At 73.2% G+C, this 5748-nt stretch carries 5 protein-coding genes; 3 read left to right on the top strand and 2 right to left on the bottom strand.

The genetic code is table 11. From position 1 onward, the window contains the following. A partial coding sequence (locus tag ACK5KK_RS12565; RefSeq protein WP_416890425.1) for an LLM class flavin-dependent oxidoreductase occupies positions 1-370 on the bottom strand: 370 nt, incomplete at its 3' end. A gap of 41 nt (positions 371-411) precedes the next feature. On the opposite strand from ACK5KK_RS12565, the gene ACK5KK_RS12560 reads away from it, so the two are divergent. Beyond that, the gene (locus ACK5KK_RS12560) at positions 412-1395 is read left to right on the top strand and encodes an o-succinylbenzoate synthase (RefSeq protein ID WP_416890424.1); all 984 of its coding nucleotides are present in this window, start codon (positions 412-414) and stop codon (positions 1393-1395) included. Here ACK5KK_RS12560 and ACK5KK_RS12555 read toward each other — a convergent pair. Further along, the gene (locus ACK5KK_RS12555; protein WP_416890423.1) at positions 1374-2015 is read right to left on the bottom strand and encodes a TetR/AcrR family transcriptional regulator; all 642 of its coding nucleotides are present in this window, start codon (positions 2013-2015) and stop codon (positions 1374-1376) included. The genes ACK5KK_RS12560 and ACK5KK_RS12555 overlap by 22 nt on opposite strands. A 121-nt stretch (positions 2016-2136) precedes the next feature. Between ACK5KK_RS12555 and ACK5KK_RS12550 the strand changes: the two genes are divergently transcribed. Both ACK5KK_RS12550 and ACK5KK_RS12545 read left to right on the top strand, forming a co-directional pair. Next, positions 2137-4920 (top strand): MMPL family transporter, encoded by a 2784-nt coding sequence (locus ACK5KK_RS12550; RefSeq protein ID WP_416890422.1) that lies wholly within the window; start codon positions 2137-2139, stop codon positions 4918-4920. Next, the coding region (locus ACK5KK_RS12545) for a YhgE/Pip domain-containing protein (protein ID WP_416890421.1) at positions 4917-5748 on the top strand (832 nt) is incomplete at its 3' end. The genes ACK5KK_RS12550 and ACK5KK_RS12545, both read left to right, overlap by 4 nt.

The following is a 5748-nucleotide window of genomic DNA, read 5'->3' as shown; positions in this document are numbered from 1 at the left end:
ACTCGTCGTAGTCGCGCTGGAACCAGCCCGCACCGGTGCCGAAGATGAACCGCCCCACCCCGCCGCGCGCCGAGATGTGGTCGATGGTGCGGGCCATGTCGGCCTGCAGATCGGGGTTGCGGTATCCGTTGCAGTTGACGAGCGCGCCGATCTCGACGCGCTCGGTCTGCTCCGCCCACGCGGCGAGCATCGTCCACGACTCGAGATGCGCCCCATCCGGGTCGCCCGACAGCGGGAAGAAGTGGTCCCAGTTGAAGACGATGTCCACTCCGGCGTCCTCGCAACGCAGCACCGCATCGCGGATGTGGGAGTAGGTCGCGTGCTGAGGTGCGAGCTGGACGCCGAGCCGGACGGGCTGATCTGTGCGCATGCCGCCAGCCTATTGGTGCGCCCGAGCCGCACAATGGGGTGGTGACCTTCCCTCCGCTCGGCGACCTCCGCTCGCACGCGCACGTCGTCGCCCTCCCCCTCACGACGCGCTTCCGCGGCGTCGACGTCCGAGAAGCGATGCTGCTGCGCGGCCCGGCCGGCTGGACCGAGTTCTCGCCGTTCACCGAGTACGACGATGCCGAGGCGTCCGCCTGGCTCGCGGCGGCGATCGACTTCGGGTGGCGGACACCGCCGGCACCCGTCCGCGACACCGTCCCGGTCAATGCGACCGTGCCCGCGGTGGATGCCGCGTCAGTGTCCGGCGTCCTGGCGCGCTTCGACGGATGCCGGACCGCGAAGGTCAAGGTCGCCGAACGCGGCCAGACACTGACCGACGACATCGCCCGCGTCCGCGCGGTACGCGAGGCCCTGGGTCCGGAGGGCCGCATCCGCGTCGACGCCAACGCCGCCTGGAACGTCGACGAGGCCGAGCACGCCGTGCACGCGCTGGCGCCCTTCGACCTCGAGTACGTGGAGCAGCCGTGCGCGACCGTGGCCGAGCTCGCCGAGCTGCGCACCCGCATCGGCTACATGGACATCCCGGTCGCCGCCGACGAGTCGGTCCGCAAGGCGGCCGACCCGCTCGCGGTGGCCCGGGCGGATGCCGCCGACCTCGTCGTGGTGAAAGCCGCCCCGCTCGGGGGCGTGGCCCGGGCGCTGCGCATCGTGGCCGACGCGGGACTTCCCGCCGTCGTCTCCAGCGCGCTGGAGACGAGTGTGGGGCTGGCGATGGGGGTGACGCTGGCGGCGGCGCTGCCCGAGCTGCCGTACGACTGCGGCCTCGGCACCGCATCGCTGCTGGCCGCCGACGTCACCGCCGCACCGCTGCGCCCCCGCGCCCGCGCGCTGCCGGTGCGCCGGGTGGATGCCGACCCCGATCTGCTGGCCGAGCACGCTGCCGCATCCGACCGGCGCGACTGGTGGCTGGCGCGCCTGAGTCGCTGCTACGAGGTGCTGACGGGCTGAGCGTCGACGAGCGCCGCCACGATCATCTCGAGCCGGCGGGACAAGCGCTCACCGACCTGCTGTTTCGAGCACCCCTCCATGTCGGCGTGGATGCAGGTCGCGTCGGACAGGTCCATCAGCAGCTCTGCCGCGTCGGCGACGGGCAGGCGCAGCCGCAGCCCGTGGGTGTCGACGACGTCGACGATGATCCGCTCGATCCGGCGGCGCAGGGCGTGCTGCCACTCCAGGTAGGCGGCCGCGAGCTTGTCGTCGCGCATCGCCTGCGCGCGCAGTTCGCTCAGCAGGTCGACCGTCATCGTCGCGCCGAAGGATGCTCCCAGCACGCGCCGGACCAGCCCCGCAGGGTCGGTGCAGGCACCGCCGGGCAGGTCTCGCACCCGCTCGGCGACGGCGGTCATCTTCGACTCGGACATGTCGGTGATCAGGGCCAGGAACAGCTCGTTCTTCGAGCCGAAGTTCGAGTAGAACGCGCCGCGGGTGAACCCGGCGCATTCGCAGATCAGCTCGACCGACGCCGCGTCCATGCCGACCTCGGCGAACACGTCGTGCGCGGCCTCGAGCAGGCGTGCCCGCGTCTGTTCCCGGCGGCGTGTCGCCGGTCTGCCCGCAGCGTCGGTCATCGGCGCGGTTCCTTCCCGTCCTGCCCCGGTGCGCGTCGCGCGGGGATCAGGATGAGGATACACCGCCGTATCGGATACACTCTCGTATCGAAGCCCTCCCCGCACGAAACCGGAGCCCCCCGTGTCCACACTGCTGTCCACCCTGGGTCGCTGGTCGTACCGGCATCCGTGGCGCGTCGTCATCGCGTGGCTGCTGCTGCTCGTGCTCGCCGGCGGCGGAGCGCTGCTGTTCATGAAGGGCACCGACAACACCTTCTCGATCCCCGGCACCGAGGCGCAGGAGGGCATCCAGATGCTCGACCGCACCTTCCCCCAGGCCAGCGGCACCAGCGCGCAGTACATCGTGGTCGCTCCCGCCGGCGCCACCGTCGACGGCGCCCCGATCGCGGACGTCATCGAGGGCACCGTCGACGAGCTCGCCGACCTCGACGGCGTGCTCGCCGTCACCGACCCGTTCGACGACCTCGTGTCGGGCACCGTGTCCGACGACGGACGCGCCGCCATCATCCGCCTCCAGTTCGACGGGCAGTCCACCGATGTCCCGGATGCCACGCTCGACGAACTCGAGGCGATCGCCGACCGCTTCCGCGCCGGCCTGCCCGCCGGATCGACCGTCGCCGTCGGCGGCGACCTGTTCGCCACCTCGATTCCGGCGCTGTCCCCGGTGGAGGCGGTGGGCGTGCTCATCGCCCTGTTCGTGCTGGTGGTCACGTTCCGCTCGTTCGCGGTCGCGTGGTTCCCGCTGGTGAGCGCCCTGATCGGCGTGGGGCTGGCGATCGCGCTCATCATGGTCGCCACCGCGTTCGCCACCGTGTCGTCGACGACGCCGCTGCTGGCGATCATGCTGGGCCTGGCCGTGGGCATCGACTATTCGCTGTTCATCGTCGCCCGCCACCAGGACCAGGTGCGCGGCGGCATGCCCCCCGAGGAGTCGGCCGGACGCGCCACCGGCACCGCAGGGTCGGCGGTCGTGTTCGCCGGGGTCACCGTGCTCATCGCCCTGGTCGGGCTGAGCTTCGCCGGCATCCCGTTCCTCACCACGATGGGGATCGCCGCCGCCGCCGCCGTCGCGATCGCCGTCGGGGTGGCCCTCACCGCCACCCCCGCCCTCCTCGGCTTCGCGAAGGGGCGGGTCATCGGGTGGCGACGCCGCCCGGCCCGCCGCGGCCGTACCCGCCGCCCCGACGCACCACGGCGCGGGTTCGCCGATCGCTGGGTCACCGGCGTGACCCGGCACCCCGTGATCACCACCCTCGCCGTCGTGATCGGCCTGGGCATCATGGCGGTGCCGGCGACCAGCCTCACCCTCGCGCTCCCGAACGCCGGGGGGCAACCGGAGGACAGCGAGGCCCGGCAGGCCTACGACCTGACCGCCGAGTACTTCGGACCCGGCGCCAACGGTCCGCTCATCATGGCGGGGACGATCGTCACCTCGACCGACCCGCTGGGCCTCATGGACGACCTGGCCCGCGAGATCGAGAAGGTCCCCGGCGTCGCCGAGGTCGCCCTCGCCACCCCCAACCAGACCGCCGACACCGGTCTCATCCAGATCGTCCCCGAGACGGCGCCCGACGACCCCGCGACCGCCGACCTCGTGCGCGAACTGCGCGCCCAGCACGACCGACTGCTCGACGAGTACGACGTCGACCTCCTCGTGACCGGGTTCACCGCCGTCGGCATCGACATCTCCGACCGGCTCACCGCCGCCCTGCTGCCGTTCGGCGTCTTCGTGGTCGGGCTATCCCTCGTGCTGTTGACGATCGTGTTCCGCTCGATCTGGGTGCCGCTGAAGGCCGCGATCGGGTACCTGCTGTCAGTGCTCGCGGCCTTCGGCGCCGTCGCGGCCGTGTTCGAGTGGGGCTGGCTCGCCGATGCGCTGCACGTGGCCCGCGCCGGTCCGGTCATCAGCTTCATGCCGATCATCCTGATGGGGGTGCTGTTCGGCCTCGCGATGGACTACGAGGTGTTCCTCGTGTCGCGGATGCGGGAGGACTACGTCCACGCCCGCCGGGGTCGCGACGTCCGCGCCGACCGCCACACCGCGGTGGGCGCCGTCCGCAGCGGGTTCACCGCCTCCGCGCGCGTGGTCACCGCCGCCGCCGTCATCATGTTCGCGGTGTTCGCCGCCTTCGTCCCCGAGGGCGACTCATCGATCAAACCCATCGCGCTGGGGCTCGCCGTCGGGATCGCCGTCGACGCGTTCGTGGTGCGGATGACGCTCGTGCCGGCCGTCATGGCCCTCCTCGGCGAGAAGGCGTGGTGGATGCCGCGGTGGCTGGACCGCGCCCTCCCCCACTTCGATGTCGAAGGTGAGGCGGTCGAGTACGAGCTGGCGCACGCCGATTGGCCCGAACCCGGCTCGACGGCGGTGCTCGCCGGCGCGGACGTCGCCGTGCGCGCCGACGACGCCACGGTGTTCTCGGGAGCGGATTTCCGCCTCGATGACGGCGGCACGCTGCTGGCCACCGCCGCCGACCCGGCCGTCGGCCGGGCGTTCGCGCTGGCCGTCTCGGGGCGTCTGCCCGCCGAGGGGCTGCTGCGGGTCGCCGGGCACCTGCTGCCGGGGCGCGCCGCCTGGGTGCGCACGCACGTGGGGCTCGCCCTGCTGGAGGGCGCCGACGACCCGGTAGGCGATCTCCGCCGCGCGCTGGCCGGCTCACCGCGGGTCGTGGCCGTCGACGGGATCGACAGCCTGGCCGGGCCCGCACGCGACCAAGCCGCCGCCGCCCTGCGGGACGCGGCGGCACGCCGGAACGCGGCCTCGGGCCGGCATCCGCTCACCCTCGTCGTGACGGCCAGACGCGACGGTCCCGCGCTCGACCTGCTCGCCGATGCCCATCGCCCCAGCGTCACTGCGCTGGCCCTGACGACCTCGACCGACACTGCTGCGCAGGTGACCTCATGACCCTTCCGCTCGAACGCGCCCGCTCCCGGCGCCCCATCACGTGGCTCACGCTCGCGGGCGTCCTGCTGCTGCCGGTGCTGGTCGGCGGCATCCTGGTCGCGGCGCTGTACAACCCCGCTGAGCGCCTCGACGCCATGCACACCGCCGTGGTCAACAACGACGAACCGGTCACGGTCGACGGACAGTACGTGCCGCTGGGCCGGCAGCTCAGCGCGGGCCTCGTGGCGGGCGCCGACGACGAGCCCAGCAACCTCACCTGGACGATCTCCAACGACGACGATGCAGCCGCCGGGCTCGCCGACGGCACCTACGACGCCGTCGTGACCATCCCGGCGGACTTCTCCGCCGCCGCCACCTCGACCGCGCCCGGCGGCACCCCGACGCAAGCGCTGATCGAGGTGACCACCTCGCCGGACAGCCTCATCGTCGACGACGCCATCACCGCCCAGGTGGCGCGCGCCGCGACGTCCGTCCTGGGCCGGCAGCTGTCCACCGTGTACCTGGAGAACGTGTTCCTCGGCTTCACGACGCTCGGCGAGCAGCTCGGCGAGGCCGCCGACGGCGCGGGGCAGCTGGCCGCCGGAGCCGGGACCGCCGCGGACGGCTCGGGCGAGTGGGCCGACGGGGCCGCCTCGGCCGCGAGCGGGGCCGCGGTTCTGGCCGACGGCATCCGTGACCTGTCCAGCGGCGCTGCCGAACTCGCCGGCGGCGCCGGTGGCGTGGCATCGGGCTCGGCGGGGATCTCGGCCGGCGCCGCCCAGCTGGCCGCGGGAGCCGACGCCGCCGCGACGGGCCTGGACGCGTGGGCGGGCGGAGCCGACCGGCTGG

This window comes from Microbacterium sp. (genome assembly GCF_047972865.1).
In the GTDB taxonomy this organism is placed as follows: domain Bacteria; phylum Actinomycetota; class Actinomycetes; order Actinomycetales; family Microbacteriaceae; genus Microbacterium.
Note: the sequence above shows the minus strand (reverse complement) of the source record. Positions and strands in the feature narration are given on the sequence as shown.

Excerpts from the sequence above, each read along its gene's own strand:
- ACK5KK_RS12555 (WP_416890423.1), bottom strand. The coding sequence starts at position 2,015 with ATGACCGACGCTGCGGGCAGACCGGCGACACGCCGCCGGGAACAGACG.